The sequence below is a fragment of the Qipengyuania citrea genome, assembly GCF_009828015.1.
Classification (GTDB): domain Bacteria; phylum Pseudomonadota; class Alphaproteobacteria; order Sphingomonadales; family Sphingomonadaceae; genus Qipengyuania; species Qipengyuania citrea.
On record NZ_WTYG01000004.1, the window covers coordinates 1 to 24,366 of the forward strand.

Consider the following 24,366-nt stretch of genomic DNA (forward strand, 5'->3'; position numbering starts at 1 on the left):
AGGGCGCGAAGCGGACATCACGAATGCTGAATTTGAAGAAGCTTGGGCTGCTGGACGCGAGCATCCTATAACCGGTTGTAAGTTCTTGCCGGTAGAGGTGCTACTATGTCCAACTCACTAACATCGATGCAGTCGGACCGTGTTCAGAAGATCGTATTAACAAACGATCGGATGAGCTTGCGCGCGTTTTGGGCAAACACTCAATCCCACGAGCATACTTTCCGCAAAGTCTTGCGTCGGATGGGTTTCGAACAATCCTTCCCAATAGAACTGGCAGGCGGTCACCGGTTCACAAATATAGCCGTAAGTGTGCTCGACTTCCAGCAGGCATCTGGATCGGGACCTCGGCTGCTCATTCCGATAGATCCCCAGTCCCATCCGGACGAGCGCGCGATTGAGGCATCGCTTGCCCGATCCATCGGACTGATGCTCGCGGACGCGGCGATGTACGATCAGATCTGGGTCGATACCTACAGCAAACTCCTGCCCCGGTTTGCAAAGAGGCCGGAAGCTTCCTTGGAGCGGATGGATTTCGCGGAAGGGCCTCATGACGGCCTTATGCTGCATGCCGAGTTTCTTCGGCTCGATCACGATTTTTCGACAACCCGATCGAGGCGGATTGCTTCGGATATCGAAGAGCTGATCGAGGCGATTGACTTCGACCTTCGCGAACATGATCGCAATGTCGCTGCCCTGACAGTTGACGAATCGGGATCTCATCAAAGAAAGATTACAGGTCTTACCGCCCATGTTCTCGAGCTCGCTGGCATCAGCCCGGACGACCTGCCGCTGCTCTTCAATGACGATGGTGATCAACCCTTCACATCGGTCGATGGCTCTCTCCCGTTTTCCGCGGGGCGGTTCTATTGGTTGAGAGGAACGCTCGAGTGCTCGCTCGAATTGCGCGAAAGCCGGTGCTGGATCGATGGCAAAAGGGTCATACTTTCGTACCCTTCCAATCTACCTGCGACAACCCTTTCGTCCTGTGTCGGACGGCCACTATATACCTTGCTACAGATTGAAGGGTTGCAATTCGACGCGACTATAAAAAAGGCCCACGCGGCAAGGGATTGCATTGTAGTTGAGATCGAGATGCCCAAGGATGAATTCCCAGATTAATTCGGTTGAGAAATAAAGAATAAACTCCGTTGACAATCATGCAATACGCGGCCGTTCGATCACGAACAGGTTGAATTCAGCTACGCCTGGTTAGATCCCGGCTGTGAAAAAACGCCGAATTTCTGAAGTTAGACCGTTGCCGGACTGCCCACTGTTGAAATGGGCGTTTCGTGAAAGCATACATTTCCTCACATTAATCGCGGCTGCTCGAGGCAGCAGCGATCAGGCTGTTCGCGGGTGAGGGGGAGACGAGCTCGGACGATGTCTAAAGCAGTGTTCGACACAACTAAAAGCGGCAGTGCCTCCCGCGCCGCTCCGGTTGTGGCCTCCTGCGCGGCTGCCGCATGCCAAATAGATTTGGCTAACGGCATCTTCAGGCATGCGGCCAGAAATCGGAACTGGAAGAGCATGCTGAAACGTTGCGCTTACCGGCGCCGGGCGCGCTCCCTCGATCTCGCATTCGAACGGGCGCTCGACGCGGTCGAAAAATGGATCGGCGAAATGAAGATCAGATAGGCAATAGAAGGCAACATAGCAGTCGCTGCGAGACAGGGCACAAGCAGGCTTTCCGCTAATGCAACGAAATATATCTGAAAAGCTGATCCGTTGTGTCCATATCTCTGTTGAAGGAGGCTGCAATGCGAAAAGTGCGCGAAAAGATCATGGCCCGGGCAATGATCAGCAGAAGCTGTGCGAACTTCCTTTCCGACGTCGATGTCAAGCCGGGGATCGCTCAGTCCGGAGGTGCCTTGAACAAGCATCAGCACCATAAGATAAGGTTTCGGTCCAAGTACGACTGTTGGTCAGAAACGGATATCGTGCTCGAAAAACGGGGCTCGTTATTAGCTGGATCTATGGAGCATGCACGGTTCGCAAAACGAGCAACGCTCGACCTCGAGTACAGGTGGTTTCGCTTCCGTGAAAGCAGGAATGGCTTTTCCATGCTTGCAATCTGGGACAAGGAGCTTCCCGCGACGATCTGTGCTGCGGGCTCCTCGGGGAACTACCGTTTGCTTGAACTGGTAGATTTTTCCGATTTCAAACCCTTGTTCTTCGTGCGTTCGAACCCGGTAGTCCATTCCTTGAAAAATGTTACGAGAATGCGCCGTAACCCCGAGATGCAGAGGTCTGGAGGGGAGCGACGGCGATGTAAAGCTCTTCTCGTTACCATGAAGGATGAATGGTCGAAGAGTTTTTGGGGCTATTGGTCTCCGGAAAAGGGCTACCTATCGACCATGGACGCTCCTTGAGCGAGAGCGAGAGCGCGACGCGAGAACAATTAGTGCATAATTTTATGTAAGTGCCTGAGAATGAATCCGGCAGCCCGATTATTCGTGCAGTTCTTAATCGAATAAGTCGACGTCAGCATGCGATCTGTTGATTTCCATCGATTGCATTTTTCGCAATGAGCGGTTGGTCGCATTGCACCAGGTTGTGTCCGGCTACACTCGCACGGATAAATGCTGTGGAAAGCGGTCGAGAATGGCGGGAAGTGGGCCTATTGTGTTGAAAAACTCGGCCTGACCCGATCCGCAGCCGATTTTCCGTAATAATCATTCAACGGGAGAAGGTGTCTTGAGGTAATGATGCAGGCATGAGCTCTTATGAGTTTTAATATTTCCCCCCGAAGGTGCCTGCGGAGTTTTTCAACACAATAGGGCCGGAAGCGGACTGTCAGCTTCGCAGCTAAAAAAGGTCCGGACAGACGTTCCTGCCAGGCACAAAACGATGTCGATCATCGCAAAAAACCGAAGGAGAAGCGGAGACGATATGGGGCGGTATCGGCCTGATCAGATGCTCAAGTCTTGCCTTCAGCAAACGCTCCCGGAAATTCGATACGGGTGTGAAAGCCTTCGTCGCTGCCCGTCTCGATGGTGCCGGATAAACGCGCGGTCATCGCTCGGATCATACGCCAGCCTAGGGAATCCGATCGCTCGGGCTTGACGTCTTCGGATAGGCCGACGCCATCATCCTTCACGGTCAAGACCCAGCGCTTCATGTTGTCCTCGTCGCTTTCCCGCTCGAAACTCACGTCGATGCGCCCGTTCTTCCTATTCTCGAACGCGTGTTTGTAGGCGTTCGTGATAAGTTCGTTGACGATTAGCCCCAAATCGATTCCTGCACTGCCGGAAACGCTAACCTCATCTCCGAACACGGAGATCGCGATGTCGAGCTCATCGTTGGAAAACGCATCCTGCGCGTGATTCGCCACGGTTTCGAGCAAGGGGACGAGCGCAATCCGGTCGGCCAGATTGGCGCGCTGAAGTTCCTGATGGACCTTGGCAACCGACAGTACGCGCGATTCGAGTTGCGCCATCGCCTGGCGTGTCTCTTCTGATTGCGCACCTCGCTTGCTGAGCTGGATGAAGCTCACGATAAGAGCGAGGTTGTTGCCGGTGCGATGATGGACCTCATCGATTAGCAATTCGCGTTCGGCCATGGCTTCGGCCAGTTCGCGGTTCTGCCGCGACAATTCGGCCAAGGGATCGGTGGAACTGAGTTCAGCGATACTGGCCATCACTCGCTCGCCAAGCTCGGATTCCTCCTCGGAGGCCGATGGTAGTTTAAACGCCAGTTCCGCTCGCGTCCCGTTTTTTGAGGTGTCCAGGTCGAACTTGTCGGCTAGCCGCTGAACGCCCGTGAGACCGAGCCCCATCCCTTGCGCGCGAGTGCCGCCAGATTGAGCCTTGAAGGGTCGGCGTCCTTTCACGAAATCCGCGCCTTTGGGCAGGCCCTCACCTTGATCGATGACCCGCACCACCAGCCAGCAGAGGTCGGTTTCCGGTCGAATGGCGAAATGCGCCCGACCTCCACCGCCATATTGCAGGGCGTTGCGGGCGATCTCGAGCACGGCGGTGACGACGCGCGTCTTGGCGAAGCTTGCCAGCCCGCAGGTGTCGGCGATCACACCAGTGACTTGGCGGATGCGAGCGATGTCCGGCTCGGCAGCAATCCTTACGCTCAGCAAATCCATTCTAGAGTGTCCTCGCCTGCGATACGCGAGACACGATAATGCTCGCATCGTCCCGCCCGCGAAGATTGTTGGCCATTAGGTCCGCCGCAATCACGGGGGCGCTGCGCTGTAGGAGAGTAGCTTGCGTGTCGAGTGAGCGGAGCGTGTTGAGCCCATCGGAATGCATAACGAGTATCGCGTTCTTTTCGAGCTCTACTGTCTCCTGATGCGGCGTCGTCAGGCGTCCTCCGAGCAAACCGTCGCGAACAACGAGCCGACGCACCGTTTTGCCCTGCACAATTAGCGTGCTGATGTTGCCGATACCTGCATAGCGCAGGCGGCCATGTGACCGATCCAGCGCAACGACCGCGCCTACCGCCCCACGCGTATCCTGCAGAGCATTGCCAACCTGCAGCAGAATTTCGGCAGGGTCATCACCTTTTGCGGCAAGAAAGGATTTCTTCGCTGCGGCCGCAGCCCCAGCGGCTTTGACCCCGTGCCCTAGCCCATCGGCAATGAAATAGAAGCATTCGTCATGGCTCGATCGCACCGCGACGATATCACCGCAACGCCGCTCTCCCGGAAAAGCGAGCTTGAAACCCGCGTGATCGACCGGATCGGCCTGCCGTATCGTCTGCCGCCGGAACTCTGCGGCAACGACGGTGCGGCCCGGCTCGCTGAAGATATCTAAACGATCTGACAGACGTTTAATCGCTCCGAGCCCGGTTCCGGCAGAACCCTTCGTCGTCTCTCCGTCGCGCATCATCCGGTCTACACGGCCGATCCCCGGGCCCTCGTCGTGCCCCACGATGTGGAGACGTTCGAGCGCGGGCGCGCCGAAGATTTCGACCAGGATCTGCCCGCCCCCTCCATGGCGAAGGATATTCTGCGCGATCTCGGTCGCCACGATCGCCGCGTGCTCGACCTTGGTCGAGTGCAAGCCCATCGCGTTCGCAGTGCGACGAGCTCTCCGCCGTGCTTCCGCGACGGCGCTCGTTTCCCTCACTTTTAACCAACCGATCATCGCAGGCTGCACGCTCCGATCATTCGCACCGTGGTGCCCTTTCCCGGCGAACTATCGATAGCGAACGTTTTAGAGAGGCGTTTGGCTCCGCCGAGCCCGCGCCCCATGCTTCCTCGACGTGTTGTGAACCCATCAGCCATTGCGGCATCGATATCTTCGATACCTTTTCCGCAATCACGACATTCGATCCCAACCTGACGCTTATTGGGCATAGCGTAGATCGCCAGCGTCCCACCGCCCGCATGGGTCAAGGCGTTGCGCACCACTTCGCTCACTGCGGTCACGAAGCGCGTCTGCATTAACTCGCTACTGCCGCACTCCTTCATTGCGTCTGCGACCCGCGACCTAGCCCGCACCACATCACGATCCTGTTCGAGTTCGATCGTCGCGATCCTATCAGCCTCGTCGAAGACCATCGATCAGGCCGGACTGGCGCATCTTGTCCAACGCATGGGACAGGGTGAGCGCCGTATGGTTTTCGGGAAGATACATGCCGAGTTCGACCAATGTCATTGCTACAGCCGGACGCATGCCGACCACGTAGGTTTCAGCATCTAGTAGACGGGCGACGCTGGTCAGCTGGGCGAGCACGCGGCCAACGAAGGTATCGACGATTTCCAGTGCCGAGATATCGACCACCACCCCGCGACACTCGGTATCAGCAATGCGCTTCGACAGCGCCTCCTGCAGGTCGATGATATCGGTATCGGTGATATCGCTGGTGATCGAGACCAGCAGAACGCCTTCTACGGCATAGATCGCGGCGGCATTCACTTCGCGTTCCGCTTATCGTCGTTGATCGGGCGGATCGCCACACCGACCGAGGTCAGCGCGTCCATCAGGGCACTACGTAGCGACGAGCGTGTGCGGACTTCGCCTACATCCACGCCCAGTTCGACCATCGTCTGCGCGATCTTCGGGCTAATTCCGCTGATGATGCAGCGCGCGCCCATCAGGCGTACGGCGGCGGCGGTGCGCAGCAGATGCTGGGCGACCTGAGTATCGACGGTCTTGACGCCGGTAATATCGACGATGACGACTTCGGCCTGCCGCTCGACAATAGCCTGCAACAGGCTTTCCATCACCTCTTGTGCACGCAGGCTGTCCAACGTGCCGATCAGCGGCAGGGTTAGCACCTTGTCCCACAGTTCCACGACCGGCGTGGACAGCTCCATCATCTCGTCGCGCTGACGCTCGATCACCTGCTCGCGTTCGGCGATAAAAACCTCGTTCGAGTAGATCGCGAATGCATCAATCGCCTTCGAAAGAAGCAGAACCTCTTCAATCAATCGTTCCGGATCGCTTTCGAGCTTTTCGGTGAGACGCTCGAACAGCGGGGTCTTGAGCGCCAAGATGAGCGCCGCCATTTCTCCCGGCAACACGCCGCGCTCGACACGCTCGTGCGTGATCTCCGACAAAATACCGCGCAGGTCGGCCCAGTGTTCGTCCTGCAGGTCGAACTCACCATCCTTCGAAGCGTCGCGCACGCCAAGGCGGAAGGATCGCAGCAGGCTGGCCGCCTGGTCGCGCTCTTCTTTTTCGGAAAACAGGTCGATGCGCTTCGCGCCGTCCTCGTCGGCCTGCTCAATCCAGTCAGCCAGGATGCCTTCGGCATCTTCTTTAAGGACTTCGAGGGTGGTTTCGAGTATTTTATCAGGCATATCCACTCCAGATTTCCGCTTCGTTCAAGCGCTTAGACAAAACGGCTCGAAGAGGAAAGGTTGACGAACTTGCTTCAGCTTTTGGGCCGCAAGCAGTCAGTCCGTTTCTATTCGGCGAAGCGCAGAAAGCGGACATTCCGATCAATCCAATCGCGGACCTGCCGCTGATCCTTACCACCTAATGAAAAGCGTCCGTTCATTGTGCATCCACCGCCCACCAGGTAACGGAAGCCGATGAAGTTCATTAATCTCAATCGCGCCTCAGCTTTTCCGCTTAGCTGATCTTGCCGGTTTTCCGGCTCGTGAAGCGGCAATGCCGCTCGATTCTACGCGCCTAATTGAGAGATATCATGGAAACTAAACTCGATCCTGCGCTTGGCGCAGATGAGATAGCGCGCTTCGTTCGCGACGGCTTCGTTCGGGTGGATGCGGCATTCTCGGCAGAGACTGCCGCAGATGCTCGCGCCATCTTGTGGGCGGCCACAGGATACGATCCTGCTGACTCGGCGACCTGGGCTCAGCCCATTGTTCGGCTCGATCAGTTCGATCAAAGTCCATTTCGCAAGGCCGCGAACACAGCCGTTTTGCATAGCGCGTTCGACCAGCTTGTCGGTAAAGGTCGGTGGCTGCCCCGGGATGGGCTCGGCACATTTCCTGTCCGGTTCCCCTCTTCCGAAGAACCGGGAGACGATGGCTGGCACATCGATGTCAGCTTCGGTTACGAGGAACCGGACTTCATGGATTGGCGGGCCAATGTGCAGAGCAAAGGCCGCGCCCTGCTCCTGCTGTTCCTGTTTTCGGATGTTGGTGCCGACGATGCCCCCACCCGCATTCGGGTCGGATCGCATATCGACATAGCGCAACAACTCGCGCCCGCCGGGGAAGCTGGCCTCACCCTTCGCGAACTCGCATCGGACGGATTTGCGGGATCCGCCCATTGCCGGGAGGAACTGGCAACGGGTCCAGCCGGCACGGTATATCTATGCCATCCATTCCTGGTGCATTCAGCACAGAAGCATCGTGGAAAGGAACCGCGCTTCATGGCGCAACCACCGCTGCTACCGCGCGAACCGATCTGTCTCGAACGGCCAGACGATGATTACTCCCCGGTCGAGCAAGCTATCCGGCGGGCTTTGGTCAAGTGACAGGCATATTTTGAAGAGTTGGTCCGTCCGCTAGGATGGAAAAGTTCCATGTAGCGGACGGACTGCTTCACACCCATGTTGCTGCTGTCCCGACGATCTTCGGACGATCCTGAAACCGGGCGTCAGCGGCGGATCGGGTCTTTGGTCCGGAATTGGGCCGCTAGCGGTCTGTCCGGTTTTGAACATGATTTGAGTTGAAGCGGACATCCATCCGTGCAGATTTAAGACCGATTACTTGTCTACCGGCGACTGATGCACTGCTGAAAGCTTCGCGAGATAACGCCCGCCGAAGCGCAAGACCAGTCGGCGCAGGACGAAGAAAAACCCGTTCGATGGCACGAACATCTGCGATTTGAGCCACACGGTCTTGCGCTGTTTTTCAATGTGGGGGCGCAAGCCCCTTCCCAACTTTTCAGCGCGGCGGGCACATTGCCGTTCTGAGCGGCAAGGGCTTCACCCAGTTGCTGCCCGCCCATCAACCCGGCTGTCGCGCCCATGCCGGAAAACAGCGTGAGGCACCATGCGCTGTCCCCCACCAGCACCACGCGGCCCTTGTGCCAGCGGTCCATCTCCACCGTGTGGACCGAATCGAACAGATAGTCGGGCGCGTTGGACAGATCCTCCAGCGCTTTCTCCACGATGGAGTGGGGCTCCACATCGGCAAAGACATCGCGCAGCGTTTCCACCGCAGGCCGTTCGAACTGCGCATCTACATCCTTGGTGCGATAGGCAAAAAACGCCGTCGGCGTATGATCCTGCAGCGGGAAGACCCAGAGCGAGCGTTTATCCTGATTGAGGATTACTCCGTCGCGCTGGCGGAATGTCTCCATCTGTTCTTCTACCTGATAAGCGCAGATCACCGCATCCAGCGAATGCATGAACTTCTCGTGCGGGCCGAACACCAGCTTGCGCACGGTGGAGCGCAGGCCATCGGCACCGATAACCAGGTCGAAGCGCTCGATCGTTGAACTACCGTCTTTCGTCTCCAGCGTCACGTCGATGACGTCGCCCCGCTCGACAATGGCGACGGGGCTTGTGCCGAACCGGATTTCGACCTGCCCGTCGACGCCGTTCCACAACCCTTCTTCGATATCACCGCGCAGCAGCGTGGCAGGCCGGGTCGGCTGGTCGGCGAACCCGGCTACGCGCACACGTCCGCCGTCTTTCGTCATGTGCCAATTCTGCGAGGCTTCGGGCGTGCGGATATGGAAGCCGGGTAACACTCCCAGCCTTTCCGCCGCATCCTTGCCCGCATCCTGCAGGCCGATGAAATAGCCTCCGGTGCGTCGTTCTGGCGCGCGTTCGACGATGACGGGTTCCCACCCGGCTTTCTTTAGCGCGATGGCGCTGGCCATTCCGGCGATGCCGAGGCCGACGATAAGGGCGCGTTGGGTCATGATTGCTGTATCCTTCCTGTCGGGGGTGAGGGGCGAAAAGCCCCTGCATCCGAATCGATATGAACACTGTATAGATACCTCGCGCGCTTTTGTCTAGACACTGTTTAGATTGCGTGCCAGATTGCCCTCATGACCAAGACGAAACGCGACAGCTATCATCATGGCGACCTGCGCAGCGCGCTGATTTCCGCCGCGGAAGAGATCATCGCCGCAGAAGGCGTGGAAGGCTTCACGCTGCGCAAGGCAGCGCGCAAGGCGGGCGTATCCCCCGGCGCGCCAACGCATCATTTCGGCAGCATGGCGGGCTTGCTGACGCAGGTGGCGCGGCGCAGTTACGAGGCACTGGGCAAGCAACTGGCAGGCGCGGCAGAGGGGCTGGAAGGCAACGCGGCGCTGCGCGCGCTGACCGCCGTCTATGTTAGGTTCGCGCGCGACTACACGGGCCGTTTCCGCCTGATGGGCCGCACCGACTTGATCGAATTGGAGGACGATGACCTGCGGGCTGCGGTCTATCGGGCGATGCGCCCGCTCGCCGCCGCCGCTGCCGGAACACGCGGCCTCGGCGTGCCGACCCCCGAGTTCGAGCGACTGGATCCGCGCCTGATCGCCGCCATCGCCCCCGCGCACGGACTGGCGCATCTGGCCACCGAAGGACGGCTGGCCGCGACAATGCGGTCGGGAGAGGTGGACGCGCAGGCGCAAGACGCGTTGGTGGACGAGGTTTTGCGCGCGCTGTGGCCTTGAAGCAAACCGCCCAAACCGATAGCCGCTACGCAATACTGATCACGCTGAACGCGAGCGAGCCATATGCTACGACTTCGGTTTCTTGCTGTGCCTCGATATCTGACGCTGGAGGCGCGCGCGTGTCCTACCCGCCTGCTCGGGCAAACAGGACAGCTCTCCAGCGCAGGAAGTTACCTGTACTACAATGGTGAGCACGTCTGCTGTTGAAAAACCGCCACTCGCGCGCCAAACATTCCCCCAAAATGCGTAAGATCCTCGCCTTTTTCCACGCTTTGCTGGCAACCGTACTGCTCACTTGCGGCGTCGCAGCTTTCGCCGCGACGTCGATTCTTCCGTCGTCCGGGGACGCCGCCGAGGCGCAGGTGGCGATGGATCCCTTCGGGCGGGAAACGCCGCGATCGACCGTGACCAATCTGCTGGGCGTGCTGGCGAGCGAAGATCTTGGTGCCCTCGATCCCTATCTCGACCTGCCTGCCGGTATGGATCGTGCAGAGGTCGTGCCGCGCCTGCGCGCTGCGCTCGATGCGGGCGGGACGCTCGCCACCTATCAGGAACTGGCCAACGAGCCCAACGGGCGGCTCGACGATGGCCTCGGCCCGACACGCGAACAGGTCGGGACACTCGCCGGGGGCGAGATACCCATCCTGCTGACACAGAGCAGCGGCACGGACGGGCCTGCCATCTGGCGGCTGTCGGCGGAAACGCTACAGGCGCTCCCGGATATCGAACCGCAGGCGATCCCGGAAGAAGAGGCTATCGTCGCCGGTGCCCCTGCGCTGGATTGGGTCAAGCTGCTGGGACTATTGATCGCCGTCTTCATCGCGACCCGGTTGCTGGCCGCGCTGGTCCTGCTCGGTCTGCGGCAGGTCCTCTCGCGCGATGGGGCGGTGTACCGGGTCCTCGATGCCGCCCTGCCGCCGCTGGCGCTGGTTGTCACCATCGTCGGTTTCCGGCTGTGGTCGGACGCTGCGCCGATCTCGATCGTCGCGCGTCAGGTCGTGCTGCGCTATCTCGGCATTGCAGCGTGGATCGTGTTCCTGTGGTTCCTGTTCCGCCTGGTCGATGCGCTCGCCCGGTGGCTGTCGCTGCGCATGACGCGGCGCGCGCGGTACCAGAGCGCGTCTGTCACCGTCTTTGCCCGCCGGGTTATCAAGGCCGGACTGTTGGTCCTGGGGGCGCTCGGCATCCTCGACACGCTCGGCTTCGATGTCACCGCTGGTGTGGCGGCGCTCGGCATCGGCGGTCTGGTCTTGGCGCTGGGTGCACAGAAGACGGTCGAGAACCTGGTCGGCACCGTATCCGTGCTGGCCGACCGGCCGGTGCAGGTCGGGGATGTGTGCAAGGTCGGCGATGTGCTCGGCACGATCGAGGATATCGGGATGCGGTCGACCCGGATCAGGACGCTGGAACGAACCGTCGTCACGATCCCCAATGGCGATTTTTCCTCACGCCAGATCGAAAACTATACCAAGCGCGAACGTTTCCTCTTCAACGAGACGATCGGCCTCGAATACGCCTTGGATGCGGCCAAGCTGCGTGAAGGGATTGGCCTGATAGCAGAGGCGCTCGCACAGAACGAGTACATCGCCCCGGAGCCGCGCCGGGCGACATTACGTTATTTTGCAACGGACTCGCTGGCGATCGAAACCTTTGCCTACATCATGACCGCCGATTTCGACGAAAGCCTGAGAATCCGCAACGATCTCATGCTCGACATCTACGAGCGATTGGAACAGGCAGGCATCGGGTTCGCCTTCCCGACACAGACCCTTTACCTGCGCAAGGACGAAACCGGGCAAGGGTGACGCGGTATGGTGGCGGTCACGCAACGCTATCCGGCTGACGGTTCGCCGAACATGATCTGCCTGAAGACCTTCACGTAACTTTCTTCCGGCTGGGTGCCGTCGCCCGATCGCAAGACCGCGGTATGCCAGAGTATGAGCAAGGTTTCGGTGATGACATCGGCGGGCAAGCGGAGTGGCTGCCCAAACTGGGCGGCCAGGCCTTCGATCAGAACCCGGAACTGGGCCGTTACACGCGCCTCCGCAGCCTTGTACTGCGCGCGGAATTCCGGGTTGCGAAAGGCATAGAGCTGCAATTCCAGCGCCAGCGCCGCCCAGGCCTGGCGATCGGGGATGCCGGCTAGCCACGCAGCAAGCGTTTGCATGGCCTGGTCGATATCGGCTTCCGGGATCGAGGCGGCGAGGTCTTCCAGTCGGTCCCGCTGTTCGGCCAAGTGACCTTCCATGACTTCGAGCAGCAGCAACTCCTTGCTCTCGAAGTTCGAATAAAAGGCGCCTTGCGTAAATCCGGCGTCGGCGCAGAGCTGGCGCACGGAAAGTGCCGGGATGGAATGGGCGATCATCAGCCGCTCGGCCGATTCGATCAGCTTGGCGCGTGTTTCCGCCTGGCTTTGCCGACGCGATTTGGTGGTGGTTTCGCCGCTCATGGTGCTCGATCCGTCTCAAAAGTTCTGATTTTCGGAACCAAATTTTCAGATATCACTTGATATTTCAAATGCCCGGCCAGAGGATCGGTTTCCCGTCGATCCTTTTCAGCAGGCAAAACAGGCAGGAGTTGTTGCCCATGCAGCCCATACGGTTCACCCCTGATGTCGAGCAAGTCGATCCCGACGAACAGCGGCTGACGCGCGAGATCGTCGAACAGATGAATGCGACGGCGCGCAACGCGTTCGAACGGCATCGGCACGCCCATCGCGATGCCCATGCGAAATCGCACGCGATCCTTAAGGGTAGCATGACCGTGCACGACGGTCTGTCGGCTGAGCTTGCGCAGGGCATCTTCGCTTCTCCGAAGACCTACGAGGTCGTCGCGCGGCTTTCGTCCGCGCCGGGCGATATCCATTCGGACGAGGTTCCGGCCCCGCGCGGTTTCGCGATCAAGGTGATCGGCGTTCCGGGTGACCGGCTTTCGCCCGACATCGGTGGCGAGAACCAGGATTTCCTGATGGTGAATTTCCCGGTGCTCGCCTTCGGCACGATCCCGAAATACAAGCAGATGCTGGGTCTGCTCGAAAAGAACGCGCATGCGCCCGATTTCTTCCAACGCCTCGTTGCCGGCGTGGCGCGCGGCGCGAAGGATGCGGTGGAAGCGGTGGGCAAGGTGCCGAGCGCGACGCTCGAGGGGTTGGCGCGCGACAACAATCATCCTCTCGGCGAAACCTATCATACGCAGGCTGCTGTCCGGTTCGGCGACCATGTCGCCAAACTGTCGCTCGCCCCGAAATCCCAATCCGTGCGCGATTTGACCGGTCGGGATCTCGAAGACGTCCAATATTCGACCATGCGCGACGTAATCGGCGATTTTTTCCGCGCGAACGGCACCGAATATGAATTGCGCGCGCAGCTCTGCACCGATCTCGAAACGATGCCGGTGGAAGATGCTGCCGTGTTGTGGGAAGAGGAAAAGTCTCCCCATCGTGCCATCGCCACGCTGCGCTTCGACAGCCAGGACCCCTACAGCCCGCCACGCCAGGTTTTCGGCGACGATGTGCTGTCGTTCAATCCATGGAACGGCGTCGAGGCGCATCGCCCGCTGGGCGGCATCATGCGCATTCGCCGCGCGGCCTACGAACGGTCCAGCACCTATCGTCACGCCCAGAACGATCGCCCGCGCACAGAGCCGCAGGCCCTGTCCGACATTCCCGATTGACCACCAAGCGCAAAAGGAGCGCGCCATGACCAGAAGCACCGATCCGCGTCTCGCCGATGAGAGCAAGCCCGAAGAAATCCGCCGCCGCGCGCGAGAGCTGGCAGAAGACCTGCCGCAGCTCGCGAAAATCGCGCTGGAAGCGATGATCCGCGACCACAATCCCGATTACAAGGGTACCGCCAATAAGGCGGGTCGCGCAGGCATGCAGTCGGGCAATGTGTCCGAACTGACCGCCATCGCCAAGGTCAAGCCCGGCGGGGCGGACCGCCTGCGCCGCATCTTCGACCTCACCAACGGCAATATGGACGGCGCGCAGCGGGTGTCGACCTTGCACGATATGCGCTTCGTATTTTTCGACGACGACACGCGCATCCTGTTCGCCACAACCTATGATGGCGACTGGGACACCTATATCAACGATTTCGCCACCAAGATTCCGGGGTTGATGGACCTGCTGTTCGCCAATGTCGAAGGCTGGCCGGGGATCGACAGCCCCAAGGTGAAGGACTTTATCGCCGATCACCAGATCGATGCATCGGGATGGTTTGTGGCCAATCCGCAAGTGACGGTTGTGGATACACGTCGGTACCAGCGGATGGAGCACGCGCTGGAGGACTTCCTCGAAAAATCCCGGGCGAATGCGGATACGGACCCCGCCACGCGCAAGGCTCTCGACGAGCTGAGCACGGCCATCGCGCAACCCGAAGGCGTGGATTATTGACATGGGCATTCTGCAAGAACTTTCCGCCCGCTTCCGCCCGGACAAGGTCAAGCTCCAGCTCGACGATATCCAGGCGCTGATCCTGCGATCCCGGCCCGAACCCTATGTCGGCATCCATTCGATGATCCATGTCGACGAGCCTGCCGGCGGGCGGGATCTTTTACGCCGTTTGGCCGACCATATTCCTGCTGCATCGGGTTGGACGGACGAACTGGATTCGTGGACCGGCGTCGCCATCAGCTATGACGGCTTGGAGGCACTCGGGCTGCCCCAGACCTCGCTGGCGAGTTTTCCGCTGGCCTTCCAGCAGGGCATGGCCGCTCGTGCCGAGCAGCTGCGCGATTTCGGCGAAAACGCGCCCGAAACATGGGAGGATCCCTATCGCCCCGGCACTTGCCATATCGCATTGACCATTTATGCGCGCGACGACGATGCGCTCGACGACGTGCTGGCAAAGGCCGAGGCCGAACTGGAAAAATCCACCGGCATCACGCTGATCGGTACGCACCGTTTCGGTGCCGACGAGGACGCAAAGAACCCCTTCGGCTTTCGCGACAGCATTTCGCAGCCGTTGGTCGACGGGAGCGGGGTCGACCCCTTGCCCGGTCAGGAGCGCGCGATCGCGCCTGGAGAATTCATCCTGGGCGAGAACAGCGAGACCGGTAGCCCGCTCGCCATGCCGCAACCCGCACCGCTTGGGCGCAACGGGTCATACATCGTGCTGCGAAAATATCAGAGCCGCGTCGGCGCGTTTAACGACTTCCTGCGCGAGCAATCCGCCGACGAAGGAGAGCAGGATTATATAGCCGCGAAGATGTTCGGCCGGTGGCAGAGCGGTGCGCCATTGCCGTTAGCGCCGGACCGGGACGATCCGGAACTCGGCGCCGATTCCCGACGCAACAACGACTTCTCCTACGAAGACGATCATCGCGGCCTCGTCTGCCCGCACGCCGCGCATATGCGCCGCCTCAATCCGCGCGACAGCCAGCTTACGATCCTCAGCGATGTGAACATCCACCGCATCATCAGGCGCTCATCTACCTACGGTCCGAAATGGAGCCGCGACGTGACGTCGGAGTCCGATGCGCAGGAGGATCGCGGGCTGTTCTTCATTTTCATCAGCGCCAGGGCATTCGATACGATCGAATTTCTCCAGCAGGAATGGATCAACCGTGGCAACTTCGTCGACCTGGGCGAAGAACGGGATCCGATCGTCGGTCTGCACCAGACGCCCGGGACTTTCACCATTCCCGAAACGCCGGTGCGCCGAAAAATCGATGACGTGACCACCTTCAACCGGCTGCGCGGCGGAGAATACATGTTCATGCCCTCGCTCACGGCCCTGCGCTGGATTGGCGACGGCGCATGGGACGAAGGCGCGAGCCCATGAACCCACAGAGGGGGCAGGAGGGCGGTTCGGCTTTCGTCTATCCCATCACGGTCGGCCCTGATGCGATCGACGAGCTCGATCACGTCAACAATGCGGTCTATCTGACCTGGGTGCAGCAGGCGATCACCGCCTATTGGGTCGCACATGCGCCGGCGGAGGAGGTCGTAAAGATCGCATGGATCGCCCTGCGCCACGACATCAGATATCGCAGCGAGGCGTTTCTCGGCGACCAGCTCGAGGCGAAAGTCCTCCTCAGGGGCTTTCGTGGGTCCCGCTCGCAATTCGAAATACAGTTCAGCCGCGGCAGCGTGTCTGTCGCCGAAGTGGACACGACCCTGTGCTGCATCGACCGAGAAACACGGCAGCTGCACCGCATCACGCACGAGTTGGCGAGGCATTTCGCCATTGTAGCTTAATGCACACGGCTTCTTGCCCTTTTTCTCCGAGCCATTTGACAATCCCAACGCGAAGGCGCGAGAATTGTATAAGTTCTATTAATCGCAGCCTCACAACTATCCCCGTTCTAGCGAGGATACCGACCCGTTATCGTTGCATTTGTTATGCAATGCCTCGGCGCTGCCGACCAAGGCGGTCGCAATAGGAGCGCACATTTGCAGCAATCCCTTGTGCTGAACCGACGCCCACTCTCGGGGGGGTCAGCACGCCGATCGCAAGGAGTGGTTGCTAAGGTGCGAAGCTGCCATCTGGGCTGATGCTGACGACAGGCAGCTTTCGGAAAAGATTCAAGCGAGCTCAAATGGCCGACATGGGGCGTATTGTGTTGAAAAACTCCGCAGGCACCTTCGGCGGGAAATATTAAAACTCATAAGAGCTCATGCCTGCATCATTACCTCAAGACGCCTTCTCCCGTTGAATCATTATTACGGAAAATCGGCTGCGGATCGGGTCAGGCCGAGTTTTTCAACACAATAGGGCCGTGAGGGGACTGTCGGCTTTCAATTCCCAAATTGCAGAAAGCCGTCATTCTGGAAGCGATCCCAACTACCGATGTAGATGCCGTCGTAACTCTAATCCGAAACCAGACCCTGGAAGCGCAGCTCTTCGGCGCTTCTGGTTTTCGGGGAGGTCAATGGGAAGCACCTACAGGTGAGCGGATCACCTAATGTCTGTTGTGAGTTCGATTGCTACGAGGTGCCAGCTGAGCCCATCCCGCTCGAAGCGATAGCTGTTGCCCCTTGCTTCGCTGCGGCCCGAAGGCGTCGCCACGATTGTATTCAGCGCGGACCAGTCGAACGACCAGCTATCGGTGGTTTCCATTATGCGGGGCATGGGGCCGGCGGGCTCTTCCTCGGGAAAATCTGCGGGCAGTCCGGCGGCGGCTGCGAACTGCCATTCGCCATAAGGTTCGTTGACGAACATCCGCACTGCACGCAGGTCCGACATCGCATCCAGAATGACGTCCTTAGTGTAGGGCGGCTCATAGGTATCGACCTGAGACAACATCTGATTCTCGAAGGCTGCTCGCACGCGCGCCCGGTCGAATAGAGCGAGCAACTCTTCGGGCGCAGTTTCCCAATCGCTGAGTGCTGCAATCGCCAGCCTGGGCGAAAAAGCATACCAGCTTCCCCCGGCCACAATTACGATTGCGGCAATAGTTGTAACCAGCCAGATGAAGCGAGAGCTCTTCATGATCGAAAACATAGCAGTCCAAGGAGGCTACACTCAACGGATTATCCCGGATCCGGAAATTCCAACATAAGCGGAAGCTTTTGCTTTCAAGAAAACGTTTCGTTTCAGTGCCGTTCAGCGAGAACGCTCCATGATACATCATCACACTGGGAGATGATGTATTGATTCGACTTGCTGTTGCCCTGTGCGCCAGTCTGGCGGCTTGCTCTGCACAGAATTCGGGCGCGGATCGTGACGGCTATGCCACGATCGTAGAGGCGCCGCCTTACACGCCGATCGAAACGCTTGGCCCTGCCGCCTACACGCCGACCGTGGAAGACCGGCGAATGCGCTTTGGCGACCAGCTGGAGCAGCAACATCTGCCGATGCTGCGCCGCCTCAAGAAGGGCGAAATCGGCAATTTCGGTGGGATCGAGTGGCGCTGGAGCGATGGACCGGAAAACGATGGCCTCGGGACCGTGCAAGGCATTGCCTGGTTCCTGCGCGAGCCGGCGGCCTCACTGGCGCGTTACACATCAGATCCGCTGTTCCGCGCCGAACAAGCTGGTTTTTCGCGTTCGGATCAGGACCGGATCGTTCGCGAATGGGCGGAACGCATCGGTCCCGAGCGGGCCTATCCCGGTTTCGGGAACATGAGTGTGCCGTGGCTTTCCATCGTCATGCCGCGTACTGAATTCGACGCGCTGCGAAAGGAGAAAGGCTGGAAAATTCCAGTCAACCTGCTGCTGCGTTTCGAACCGCGCGCCAACCCCGACTTGCCGTCGATTGCACCCGATGTGGCAGGCCAGATCCGATACTTCGCGCAGGCAGACATATCCTCTGTCCCGCCTCCGGACCTGGCGAGTTTCGATGCTATCGTCCTGCGCGATGGTTGTTTCTTCATCGACGAAGGCGGGGATGATGATCCGCTCGTCCTGTTCCCGTTCGAGGCTGGTGTCTGGCGTGATGAGCAGGGGCACGTCGCCTTTCGCCCCCGCGTTTCAACCGATACCCGCCGGTTCGGGCGTGTCGGGACGCGCCTGCAATTGGGCAGCAGAGGTGAAATCAGCGATCCGCCGGCAGAGCTGATTTCGGCCTGCGGCAACCATCGCGTTGTTGCCGTGACTTCGCTCGATCAGGCGGCGGGGTATGGCAATGACTGGTTCGCCGTGCGCGAATATCGCGACCGCGAAGGGATCAGCAGCGCTGAGGCCATGCGCCGCGCGAACGAATGCATGCTGGCGCAGGAGCAGACCATGGCGGACAATCGCCTGCGCGGCGGGCGCGAACATCCGACACAATGCGCCAAACTGTTCGGCATCTGGGGTAACCCCGTAAACCCGCCTCCGCCGTCGCCGCCGCCCCTGCTGCCCGGAATGCAGACGCAATCCGCCACCGAACCGCTTTTCCCTCCATCGTCTCCCAAGAAGCTGGTGCCGACCCGTAACGGCGTGTGCCGGTTCGAGGAACGCAACCCTGCCGAACGACCCGGAGAACTGATCGCGACCAACCGCGATTCCAATATGATCTTCTGGGCCGATGAAGGCGCGGCGCTGTGGGATCACCCCAACGGCTTCATCGACGAAGGCATGGTGATCCCCGGCAAGCGCATCGTCGCGGCGCGCGAAGGGATGAAGGATCTGTGGATCTTCCCCAATCGCGACGGCCCGATCTACCTCCATTCCGGCCCGGAGATATTCGCATGCAGCCAGCCCGAAGACTGGTGAGGATTGCAGCGCTCGCCCTGGTCATACCGCTGACCGCTTGCCAAGGCGCGCCATCATCGCCGCACCTGATTACCATCGCGAAGCCTGCACGTGCGGGAGAGGCGCTGATCCGGGGCGAACTGGCGGTGGTGCGCGGCTGCGTCGTGATGAAAGGTCCCCGCCGCAATTCGACGGTCCTGTTCGATCCGGGCGTCACCTTGCTGCCATCGGTTGAAGGGCTCCACGATCCACATTCCGGCAACGACATTCCTTTCGGCCAACGCATTAGCGGCGGAGGGGGCTTTTTGCGCGAGAATGCAAAGGGATGGCCGATTTCGGATATCGAGCGTTTCTATGGAGTTACGATCCCTGCGGCCTGCCCGAAAGACGACATCATGCGGCTGCGAAACATGGAAGTTCTGGAAGGATGACTGAGCGAAAGATCTTCTCCCCCGCGTTGTCCGGCTTGCTGGCCGCCAGCCTTGCCGGTTGCGCTTCGCAAGATGCTGCATCGCCGCCATTGTCCGATGGCTTACCGTTTCACGCGGAAATCGGGACGAGCGGTTTCGCCACGATCCTGTCTGCGCCGCCTGCATCATTTGATCCGGTCGAACCCCCGGTGCCCGCACCCCGTACGGCAGAACAGGATGCGGCGGACGCGGATTTCATGCGGGTCGCGGACTACCAAAACAGCGTGATGGACGAAGTGCAGGCGCTGGCTGAACGACTGCGCCGGGAAGAGCGCGGAAACTTCCAGACCTTGCATTATGACAATGAGGGCGAACTCGGCGTCGTCTTCGAATTTCTGCGCGATGGCCCGGCCACGCTGCGCAAGTATAGCAAAAACCCGACCTTTCGCGGGGAAACCGTGCGCTGGTCACAGGAGGAACTGAGGGCTGCCGCTGATTTCATGTGGGAAACGTTCCGCGAAGATCGCGTGATCCAGTCAACCGGTGTTGGCACGCAGGTCGCCACTGTCGAGATCAGCGTCTCGGAAGAAGAATTCCGGGCGCTGGTGAAACGCAAGGGCGTGATCATTCCCGAGCCGGTTGAGTTGGTGTTTCGCGCGACGCCGATGGTGCCCCTGGTCAACCCGCCACGCCCGGCTGCGCAGGATCAGGCGGTTCCGGACGAAGTCGCACCCTATCTGCGTATCTTCCCTCAACACGATCGCCCTGCAGGCGCGTTGCACGCAATAAACAGCCGCGTGACCGTGGTTCTGAAGGACGGCTGCTTCCGCGCCGCCGACAGGGACGATGCGCTGGTGCTGTTTCCCTTCGGCGCAAAACTGTTCGTCGATAGTGCAAACTACCTCGCTTTCGGCAGTGGCGAGCGTCCCGGATACGCGCGCGTGGGCGAAGCGGTCGAGTTCATGGGCTCTGTCAATGAGGTAACGACGCCAGAGCTGGTCGATCCGATCCACGCCGCTTGCGGACCGGGCAAGGTCATCAAGGTGGAGGGAATGGAAAGCGCCGCCGCAGGCGATGCGCAGAGGAAAGTGACCGACCGTGCCAATGCCATCCGCAGCCTGGGGGACCGATACGGCCTGGATGCGCGGCAGGCCGGACGTGCGCTTGACTGGCTCGATGCAAGGGGTGAGGCCAATCGCCAAACCAGCCCGGAAGGCATCGCGCTGCCGCCAATCACGGGTACGATGATGGTCGAAATGCCGCCGCGCCCAGTGATGGATCCGTCCGAATGCCCGCCCGGCAGCAGCCTCAACGCCGGTCTTTGCCGAACCCCTGAAGGCCATCTGCGACCACTGCCGGATTGGCTGGTCGAATTTCTGGAGCAGGATCGATGAAGCGCGCCGGCAAATCACAGGCGCGACTATGGCTTGCCCCGATGGGGGCTGCACTTTTGAGCGGTTGCGGCGGCGCATATCGTTCCTGCCGAATCTTCGTTGCAGGCTTTCGAGGATGTGAAGGCGCGGGCTCGCGGTATGCTCGAGACGCAGCACACCATCGCTCATGCAACTTTCGAAGCCTGTCTCGCTGCAGACTGTGATCCGGACATGGTCCCGGACCATCAGGTCGAGAAGAACCATCATCACGACCATGACCACGACCATTGACAAGCGCGGCGATCGGGTTGGTCGCTGTGGGCAAGCAGCTTGGCAGCGCACGACATGAACCGCCCTGCAACTCGTAAAATGAGGACCAACGAATGAAAGCATCCGATCTCATGGTCGCCGCACTCGAAGCCGAGGGGGTCGAGTATGTTTTCGCCGTTCCAGGCGAAGAGAACCTGGATCTTCTGGAATCGCTGCGAACATCCACCATCAGGCTGGTTCTGGCCCGTCACGAACAGGGCGCTGGCTTCATGGCGGCGACCTATGGCCGCCTGACCGGCAAGGCAGGTGTGTGCCTGGCAACGCTCGGGCCTGGTGCGACGAACCTGACAACTCCGGCGGCCTATGCCGCGCTCGGGGCCTTTCCGCTCGTCATCATAACCGGGCAGAAACCGATAAAGACATCGAAACAGGCCCAGTTCCAGATTGTCGACGTCGTTTCCCTGTTCAGGCCTTTGTGCAAGGCTTCGACCCAGATCGTGAACGGCAACCGCATCCCGTCGCTCGTTCGCGAGGGATTTCGCCTGGCGCAGGAAGAAAGGCCAGGCGCTGTGCTGCTCGAGCTGCCCGAAGACATTGCTGAAGAGCAAACGGTCGAACCTGTCATACCGCCGCATGACAGGCGCTATGCCGTAGCGGGTGACGCCGCTCTAGATGAGGCAGCGAGACGTATCCTCGCTGCACAGAGACCTCTGCTACTGATCGGAGCCGGAGCGAACCGCCGCCGCGCTTCGAAGGTGTTGCGCAAATTCGTGTCTGATACCGGCTTTCCATTCTTCGACACCCAGATGGGCAAGGGCGTGGTCGATGAAGATAGCGAGCTCTATCTGGGCACCGCGGCGCTATCGTCGGGCGATTATGTTCACTGCGCAATCGAAAAGGCCGATCTGATCGTCAATATCGGTCACGATGTGGTTGAAAAGCCGCCCTTCTTCATGGAGCCGGGCGGGCAGACCGTCATCCATATCAATTACAAGGCAGCCGAAGTCGATCAGGTCTACTTCCCGCAGCTCGAGGTCATCGGCGACATCGCCGGATCGGTCGAGCGGCTGGGAAACCGTCTGGATGGCAAGCTGCAGTGCGATCGCAGCTATTACACTGTGCTGCACCACGAGATTGCTTCGCACATTTCCGAGACCAGCGACGACGAACGTTTTCCGATGGTCCCCCAGCGCGTGGTTGCCGACGTACGCAGCGTAATGGCGCGCGATGATATCGTTGCGCTCGACAACGGTATCTACAAGATCTGGTTCGCCAGAAACTACATTGCGAATGAACCGGGTACCATCCTTCTCGACAATGCATTGGCGACGATGGGCGCAGGCCTTCCATCGGCCATGATGGCGGCGATGCTGTCGCCGGGGCGCAGAGTGCTCGCGGTATGCGGCGATGGCGGGTTCATGATGAACTCGCAGGAACTGGAAACGGCCGTCAGGCTGGGCCTGAACCTCGTCGTACTCGTCCTGAACGATGCAGCATACGGCATGATCCGCTGGAAGCAGGACCAGCTCGGCTTTCCGGACTACGGCCTAACCTTTTCCAATCCCGACTTCGTCACCTACGCACAAAGCTATGGAGCGACCGGTCACCGGGTCGAGCGGAGCGCAGATCTTGTGGCGGTCCTGAACGCCGCATTCGAGGCGGGCGGCGTGCACCTTGTCGATCTGCCCGTCGACTACTCCGAAAACAAGAAGGTGCTGATCGACGAACTCGGCGCAAAGGTGTGCGAGCTATGAAGACGATCGTTCGCAATCCCTTCGACCGCGAGCCGGTTGCAGAAGTGCCGCTTGTCGACTGGCCTCAAATCGATGAATGGCTGAGTGAAGCGCAGTTGCTCCACCGCGACCGCCATGGCTGGCTTGCCGTGCACGAGCGTATCGCCATCCTCCGGCGGGCTGCGGATATCATGCGCGAACGAGCCGAGGATCTGGCTCTCCAGATCGTCAGGGAGGGCGGCAAACCGCTGGTCGATGCGCGCGTGGAAGCCGGTCGCGCGATCAACAGCGTCGACTTATGCGTTCAGGCGCTCCGCGATGGCGGCGGTCACGAGATCCCCATGGACCTGACAGAAGCGGGTGCGGGAAGGACGGCATATACCTTCCGCGAGCCGATCGGTCCTGTCGTGGCGATCTCGGCATTCAATCACCCGCTCAACCTGATCGTCCATCAGGTTGGACCGGCGGTAGCAGCCGGGTGCCCCGTTCTCATCAAGCCTGCGCTGGAAACGCCTCTGTCATGCCAGAGCTTCGTGAGCATTCTCCATGAAGCCGGCCTGCCCGAGGCCTGGTGCCGGTTCGCACCTTGCGGCAACGATATCGCCGAAAGAATGGTAACCGATCCGCGCACGGCGTTCTTCTCATTCATCGGTTCTGCGAAAATCGGCTGGATGCTTCGCTCGAAGCTGGCGCCGGGGACCCGCATTGCTCTCGAGCACGGCGGCGCGGCGCCGGTAATCGTGGACAACGGCGTGGAGCGCGCAGCAGTGATCGCCTCGTTGCTTAAAGGCGGGTTCTATCATTCGGGTCAGGTCTGCGTTTCCGTACAGCGCGTATTCGTCCCTGCTGCAGAATTGAAAGACTTCGCCAATGACCTAGGGCGAGCAGCCGAAAAGCTGGTCGTGGGCGATCCCGCCGATGCTCAGACCCAATGCGGACCCCTGATCCGGACGGAGGAAGTTGACCGCGTCGAACGCTGGGTCGATGAAGCCATTGCAGCAGGCGGCACCCTGGTGTGCGGGGGAAGCCGTCTGAGTGATACTCTTTTATCCCCGACCGTCATTGTCGATCCTCCCGAAAGTTCCAAGGTATCCCAGGAAGAAATCTTCGGCCCCGTGATCTGCGTGTATGGCTATGACGATATCGACCTGGCTATCGAGCAGGCCAATGCCCTGCCTTACGCCTTTCAGGCCGCTGTATTCACGGATCGCCTGTCAATCGCCAATCATTGCATACAGTCTCTGGCGGGATCGGCTGTGATGGTGAACGACCATACGGCATTCCGCGTCGACTGGATGCCTTTTGCAGGGCTGCGCCGCTCCGGGCTTGGCGTCGGCGGGATCGCCTATACTATGGCGGATATGAGCATTGAAAAAATGGCCGTCTTGAACTGGCCGACAGCAGCATCATAACCCGTTC

At 59.9% G+C, this 24,366-nt stretch carries 26 protein-coding genes; 16 read left to right on the plus strand and 10 right to left on the minus strand.

The window, feature by feature from the left end; genetic code table 11:
* The first annotated feature begins 105 nt into the window (after window positions 1-105).
* The 3 genes from GRI55_RS11955 to GRI55_RS11965 all read left to right on the plus strand — a co-directional run bounded on the left by GRI55_RS11955 (window position 106) and on the right by GRI55_RS11965 (window position 2,369).
* Window positions 106-1,119, plus strand: coding sequence for a hypothetical protein (locus GRI55_RS11955; RefSeq protein ID WP_156494035.1), 1,014 nt, complete (start codon window positions 106-108; stop codon window positions 1,117-1,119).
* A gap of 261 nt (window positions 1,120-1,380) precedes the next feature.
* On the plus strand, window positions 1,381-1,635 hold the full coding sequence (locus GRI55_RS11960) for a hypothetical protein (RefSeq protein ID WP_156494036.1): 255 nt from the start codon (window positions 1,381-1,383) through the stop codon (window positions 1,633-1,635).
* Between the two features lie 122 nt (window positions 1,636-1,757).
* The gene (locus GRI55_RS11965; protein ID WP_063510799.1) at window positions 1,758-2,369 is read left to right on the plus strand and encodes a hypothetical protein; all 612 of its coding nucleotides are present in this window, start codon (window positions 1,758-1,760) and stop codon (window positions 2,367-2,369) included.
* 548 nt (window positions 2,370-2,917) lie between these two features.
* Here the strand turns inward: GRI55_RS11965 and GRI55_RS11970 are convergent.
* From GRI55_RS11970 to GRI55_RS11995, 6 genes are all read right to left on the minus strand, one after another.
* Window positions 2,918-4,093 carry an ATP-binding protein gene (locus GRI55_RS11970; protein WP_160767329.1) on the minus strand — a complete coding sequence of 392 codons (1,176 nt, stop codon included), beginning with the start codon at window positions 4,091-4,093 and terminating at the stop codon, window positions 2,918-2,920.
* Window position 4,094: 1 nt separating this feature from the next.
* Window positions 4,095-5,096 (minus strand): SpoIIE family protein phosphatase, encoded by a 1,002-nt coding sequence (locus tag GRI55_RS11975; protein WP_269149447.1) that lies wholly within the window; start codon window positions 5,094-5,096, stop codon window positions 4,095-4,097.
* Window positions 5,093-5,512, minus strand: coding sequence for an ATP-binding protein (locus tag GRI55_RS11980; protein WP_160767331.1), 420 nt, complete (start codon window positions 5,510-5,512; stop codon window positions 5,093-5,095). The genes GRI55_RS11975 and GRI55_RS11980 overlap by 4 nt, the downstream gene beginning before the upstream one ends.
* Complete coding sequence (locus tag GRI55_RS11985) at window positions 5,493-5,870, minus strand: STAS domain-containing protein (protein WP_160767332.1); 378 nt, start codon at window positions 5,868-5,870, stop codon at window positions 5,493-5,495. Before GRI55_RS11985 ends, GRI55_RS11980 begins: the two co-directional genes overlap by 20 nt.
* A complete protein-coding gene (locus GRI55_RS11990) occupies window positions 5,867-6,757 on the minus strand; it encodes an STAS domain-containing protein (protein ID WP_160767333.1) in 891 nt (296 codons plus the stop codon). The genes GRI55_RS11985 and GRI55_RS11990 overlap by 4 nt, the downstream gene beginning before the upstream one ends.
* Before the next feature lie 107 nt (window positions 6,758-6,864).
* The gene (locus GRI55_RS11995; protein WP_160767334.1) at window positions 6,865-7,002 is read right to left on the minus strand and encodes a hypothetical protein; all 138 of its coding nucleotides are present in this window, start codon (window positions 7,000-7,002) and stop codon (window positions 6,865-6,867) included.
* A 105-nt stretch (window positions 7,003-7,107) separates the two neighbouring features.
* Between GRI55_RS11995 and GRI55_RS12000 the strand changes: the two genes are divergently transcribed.
* Window positions 7,108-7,902, plus strand: a complete 795-nt coding sequence (locus tag GRI55_RS12000; RefSeq protein WP_160767335.1) for a phytanoyl-CoA dioxygenase family protein — start codon at window positions 7,108-7,110, stop codon at window positions 7,900-7,902.
* A 239-nt stretch (window positions 7,903-8,141) separates the two neighbouring features.
* Here the strand turns inward: GRI55_RS12000 and GRI55_RS12005 are convergent, their stop codons facing one another.
* The gene (locus GRI55_RS12005; RefSeq protein WP_160767336.1) at window positions 8,142-9,299 is read right to left on the minus strand and encodes an FAD-dependent monooxygenase; all 1,158 of its coding nucleotides are present in this window, start codon (window positions 9,297-9,299) and stop codon (window positions 8,142-8,144) included.
* 129 nt (window positions 9,300-9,428) lie between these two features.
* Here GRI55_RS12005 and GRI55_RS12010 point away from each other — a divergent pair, with 129 nt between their 5' ends.
* The gene (locus GRI55_RS12010) at window positions 9,429-10,043 is read left to right on the plus strand and encodes a TetR/AcrR family transcriptional regulator (RefSeq protein WP_160767337.1); all 615 of its coding nucleotides are present in this window, start codon (window positions 9,429-9,431) and stop codon (window positions 10,041-10,043) included.
* Between the two features lie 242 nt (window positions 10,044-10,285).
* Window positions 10,286-11,848: a mechanosensitive ion channel family protein gene (locus tag GRI55_RS12015; protein ID WP_160767338.1), complete on the plus strand. Its 1,563-nt coding sequence runs from the start codon at window positions 10,286-10,288 to the stop codon at window positions 11,846-11,848.
* 26 nt (window positions 11,849-11,874) lie between these two features.
* Here GRI55_RS12015 and GRI55_RS12020 read toward each other — a convergent pair whose 3' ends face one another.
* On the minus strand, window positions 11,875-12,492 hold the full coding sequence (locus GRI55_RS12020; protein WP_160767339.1) for a TetR/AcrR family transcriptional regulator: 618 nt from the start codon (window positions 12,490-12,492) through the stop codon (window positions 11,875-11,877).
* Window positions 12,489-12,770 carry a hypothetical protein gene (locus GRI55_RS15020; RefSeq protein ID WP_237452527.1) on the minus strand — a complete coding sequence of 94 codons (282 nt, stop codon included), beginning with the start codon at window positions 12,768-12,770 and terminating at the stop codon, window positions 12,489-12,491. The genes GRI55_RS12020 and GRI55_RS15020 overlap by 4 nt, the downstream gene beginning before the upstream one ends.
* Before the next feature lie 30 nt (window positions 12,771-12,800).
* Between GRI55_RS15020 and GRI55_RS12025 the strand changes: the two genes are divergently transcribed.
* From GRI55_RS12025 to GRI55_RS12040, 4 genes are read left to right on the plus strand one after another with little or no spacing between them, the layout of a single operon-like run.
* Window positions 12,801-13,715, plus strand: coding sequence for a catalase family protein (locus GRI55_RS12025; RefSeq protein ID WP_237452528.1), 915 nt, complete (start codon window positions 12,801-12,803; stop codon window positions 13,713-13,715).
* Window positions 13,716-13,740: 25 nt separating this feature from the next.
* Window positions 13,741-14,436, plus strand: coding sequence for a hypothetical protein (locus GRI55_RS12030; RefSeq protein ID WP_160767341.1), 696 nt, complete (start codon window positions 13,741-13,743; stop codon window positions 14,434-14,436).
* 1 nt (window position 14,437) lies between these two features.
* Complete coding sequence (locus GRI55_RS12035; RefSeq protein WP_160767342.1) at window positions 14,438-15,826, plus strand: Dyp-type peroxidase; 1,389 nt, start codon at window positions 14,438-14,440, stop codon at window positions 15,824-15,826.
* Entirely contained in the window at window positions 15,823-16,242 is a 420-nt protein-coding gene (locus GRI55_RS12040) for an acyl-CoA thioesterase (RefSeq protein WP_160767343.1), read from the plus strand. The genes GRI55_RS12035 and GRI55_RS12040 overlap by 4 nt, the downstream gene beginning before the upstream one ends.
* 700 nt (window positions 16,243-16,942) lie before the next feature.
* Here the strand turns inward: GRI55_RS12040 and GRI55_RS12045 are convergent.
* Complete coding sequence (locus tag GRI55_RS12045; protein ID WP_160767344.1) at window positions 16,943-17,488, minus strand: hypothetical protein; 546 nt, start codon at window positions 17,486-17,488, stop codon at window positions 16,943-16,945.
* 149 nt (window positions 17,489-17,637) lie between these two features.
* On the opposite strand from GRI55_RS12045, the gene GRI55_RS12050 reads away from it, so the two are divergent.
* The 6 genes from GRI55_RS12050 (at window position 17,638) to GRI55_RS12075 (ending at window position 24,359) form a co-directional block, all read left to right on the plus strand.
* Window positions 17,638-19,182: a hypothetical protein gene (locus tag GRI55_RS12050; RefSeq protein ID WP_160767345.1), complete on the plus strand. Its 1,545-nt coding sequence runs from the start codon at window positions 17,638-17,640 to the stop codon at window positions 19,180-19,182.
* Window positions 19,158-19,592 carry a hypothetical protein gene (locus GRI55_RS12055; protein ID WP_237452529.1) on the plus strand — a complete coding sequence of 145 codons (435 nt, stop codon included), beginning with the start codon at window positions 19,158-19,160 and terminating at the stop codon, window positions 19,590-19,592. The genes GRI55_RS12050 and GRI55_RS12055 overlap by 25 nt, the downstream gene beginning before the upstream one ends.
* Window positions 19,593-19,627: 35 nt before the next feature.
* Window positions 19,628-20,965, plus strand: coding sequence for a hypothetical protein (locus GRI55_RS12060; protein WP_160767347.1), 1,338 nt, complete (start codon window positions 19,628-19,630; stop codon window positions 20,963-20,965).
* A 138-nt stretch (window positions 20,966-21,103) separates the two neighbouring features.
* A complete protein-coding gene (locus GRI55_RS15170) occupies window positions 21,104-21,235 on the plus strand; it encodes a hypothetical protein (protein WP_269149445.1) in 132 nt (43 codons plus the stop codon).
* 92 nt (window positions 21,236-21,327) lie between these two features.
* Window positions 21,328-22,968 carry an acetolactate synthase large subunit gene (locus GRI55_RS12070; RefSeq protein ID WP_160767348.1) on the plus strand — a complete coding sequence of 547 codons (1,641 nt, stop codon included), beginning with the start codon at window positions 21,328-21,330 and terminating at the stop codon, window positions 22,966-22,968.
* Window positions 22,965-24,359 (plus strand): aldehyde dehydrogenase family protein, encoded by a 1,395-nt coding sequence (locus GRI55_RS12075; RefSeq protein ID WP_160767349.1) that lies wholly within the window; start codon window positions 22,965-22,967, stop codon window positions 24,357-24,359. The genes GRI55_RS12070 and GRI55_RS12075 overlap by 4 nt, the downstream gene beginning before the upstream one ends.
* The last annotated feature ends 7 nt before the right edge of the window (window positions 24,360-24,366 follow it).